The organism is Neisseria sp. P0021.S005 (assembly GCF_051956955.1).
The window spans coordinates 1-2619 of the sequence record NZ_JBQCWY010000430.1; the positions used below are offsets into that span (position 1 = coordinate 1).

Annotated in this window: 3 protein-coding genes and 1 pseudogene; 2 read left to right on the forward strand and 2 right to left on the reverse strand. The window is 45.5% G+C overall.

Annotation, left to right across the window (positions count from 1 at the left end; all coding sequences use genetic code 11):
• A partial coding sequence (locus tag ACTHUE_RS15145) for a hypothetical protein (protein ID WP_440423908.1) occupies window positions 1-443 on the forward strand: 443 nt, incomplete at its 5' end.
• Window positions 444-489: 46 nt separating this feature from the next.
• Here ACTHUE_RS15145 and ACTHUE_RS15150 read toward each other — a convergent pair.
• Together ACTHUE_RS15150 and ACTHUE_RS15155 are read right to left on the reverse strand one after the other, a co-directional pair.
• Window positions 490-1206, reverse strand: a complete 717-nt coding sequence (locus ACTHUE_RS15150; protein WP_070461927.1) for an S-methyl-5'-thioinosine phosphorylase — start codon at window positions 1204-1206, stop codon at window positions 490-492.
• Window positions 1207-1272: 66 nt separating this feature from the next.
• Complete coding sequence (locus ACTHUE_RS15155; protein ID WP_070461926.1) at window positions 1273-2343, reverse strand: AI-2E family transporter; 1071 nt, start codon at window positions 2341-2343, stop codon at window positions 1273-1275.
• 204 nt (window positions 2344-2547) lie between these two features.
• Between ACTHUE_RS15155 and ACTHUE_RS15160 the strand changes: the two are divergent.
• A pseudogene (locus tag ACTHUE_RS15160) lies at window positions 2548-2619 on the forward strand (AIR synthase related protein); the annotation flags it as partial.

Consider the following 2619-nt stretch of genomic DNA (forward strand, 5'->3'; position numbering starts at 1 on the left):
GCCGGTTTGACTATCTGGAAATCGGACAATCGGCAGAGTCTATTTTGCAGATGTTTCCTGCGCCTGATTGCGTCCCTAAAGGCTTGTTGGTACAAAAAGGCTGGAATATTTGGCTTTATGGCGATATTGAACTGCATTTCTCCGATAATCGGCTGACACAGATTCGTGCTGATTTTCAGCCTAATACTGCATTAAGCGGCGGCCGTTGGGTAAAGTTAAATCTGTGGTTTTTTGCAAATGGCTGCCTTGATGTATATGCCGTCATTCAACGCTTGGTACAACGCAATATCGATTTTATTAAAACGGAAACGCATACCAATTTGATTTTACAGCTGCAAAGCGGGGTTGAATTGATTTTTGAAAAATGTCGGGGTATGCAACTTGCCTCGTTCCGCAAACAAAAAGCCTCCCTGCCCCATTGGGCGCGTGAAACGGCTTCCTAAATAAAACAATGCCGTCTGAAAACATTATTTCAGACGGCATTATCAGTTACAAACCATTCAATAATTGTCGGATTTTCGTCATCGCAATAGAAGTCTGTTCATTACAGCCCTCAGTCCCTACTCCGCTATCAAAGCAATCAATGCTGCTGACGCTGCAAAAGTGGGTATAGGCCATTTTCAACTCCCTGGCCAAAACGGCTTCAGGCATACCGGTCATACCGAGTACATCTACCCCGTCACGGCGATAACGGGCGATTTCAGCGCGGGTTGGACGGCGCGGGCCTTGCAGGCAGCCATAAACAGCGGAATCGTAAATCGGCACATTGTGCGCTTTCGTGATATTCAATAATTCTTGTCGCAATTCATCGCAATAAGGGTTGAAAAAATCGGTATGGACGACAGGGCATTCTTGGCCTTCAAAAAAAGTATCTTTGCGGCCATAGGTATAGTCGATCAAATCGTCCGGCAACACTAAACTGCCATTTTCAAAATCGGGGTTGATACCGACGACTGAAGAAATGGCAATAATGTTTTCAACGCCTAAAGAATGTAACGCCCAAATATTGGCGCGGTAGTTGATTTCATGCGGCGCGATGGTATGGCTGAAGCCGTGTCGGGCAAGAAAAACAATATCCAAGCGCCCCAACCTGCCGAACAAAATAGGGCTGCTGGTTAAGCCGTATGGAGTGCGTATGATTTTTCGTTCGGTAATTTCGAGTTCTGGCAGTTTGGTCAAACCGCTGCCGCCGATAATGGCTAACATATAGACTTCCTTTGTTATCAATGGCCGTCTGAAACTTGGATTTCAGACGGCCTTAATATTATCGATTTATTTATGTTTGTAGAAATGGCTGCCGAAATAGACAGATGCACCTTCACGTAGTAAAACCAGCGTCACGGCGGCAAGCGGCAAGCCGGCAAGCATACCGACAAAACCCATCAGTTGTCCGAAAGCCATCAACGAGAAAATCACCCAGAAAGGCGACAAACCAATGCGGTCGCCGACGATTTTAGGCGTAATGAAAAAGCTTTCCAAGAATTGTCCGACACCGAATACAGCCCAGACCATCAATAAGCCCTGCCATGAGCCATATTGCAAAAGCGCGGCGATTGTCGCCAGCAAAAGGCCGGTAAATGCACCCAAATACGGAATAAATACCAAAATACCGGCAATCATACCGATGGCAAAGCCGGAATCCAAACCGACCAGCATCAAGCCCAATCCATAAACCAAGCCCATAATCATCATAACCATCAGCTGTCCGCGCAGAAATTCGCCCAAGATTTCGTCCATATTGCTGCTGATACGCGTGTAGGTCTCGATAAAACGGCGTGGAACCAATTTGCTGATTCCGGAAGACCAACGTTTCCAGTCCAACAAAAAGTAATACAACAGCAAAGGCAGCAACACCAAATTGCTGACGCCGCTGATTACGTTGCCGCTCTGGCGCATCAAGGTAGGAATCCATGCTTTGAGCGTATTGCTCAACTCATCCGTATGCGACTGCAACCATGCGATGATTGATTCTTGATCAATTTGAATATAATCCCCGCTGACGCTGTTGAGCCACGGCAGCAATTTGTTTTGAACAAAGCCTACGATTTGCGGCAGGCGTTCGGCCAGATTATTAAACTGATTTAACAGCATAGGTATAATAATCAGCATCAACGCCAGTAATATCAGCAAAGCAAGCGCCATAATAATCATAGAGGCCGGTGCACGGCGGATACGCTTCAATTGCAGCCATTCGACCAAGGGATTCAAAACATAGGCTAAAACGGCGGCCACAATAAACGGCGTCAAAACATTGCCTAAGGCATATAAAAGCCAAATAAAGGCCGCGATAACGCAAGCCATAATAATCCACGGTTTTACACTGCGCGCTTTCTTTTGATACATAAAAAGGTATTTCCCAATTGATGTTTAAGGTTTTCAAAATCAATAAGCAGTATAACAGATTCGCAAAGGCCGTCTGAAAGCGCGACGGCTATTAAGATAAAATAAAAATTGTTGACAATAATGCCAAAAAAATTCAGCCTGAACCCTCCAATTTAAGATAAAATACGCTCCGACAATCTACCCATACCCGAATAAGGAAATCCAATGAGCACTTCTTTGAGCTATCGTGACGCAGGCGTGGATATCGACGCAGGCGATCAACTGGTCGAAAACATC

What these genes read in the sequence shown, in the direction of transcription:
- ACTHUE_RS15150 (WP_070461927.1), bottom strand. Translation starts at nt 1,206, where the DNA reads ATGTTAGCCATTATCGGCGGCAGCGGTTTGACCAAACTGCCAGAACTC.
- ACTHUE_RS15155 (WP_070461926.1), bottom strand. Translation starts at nt 2,343, where the DNA reads ATGTATCAAAAGAAAGCGCGCAGTGTAAAACCGTGGATTATTATGGCT.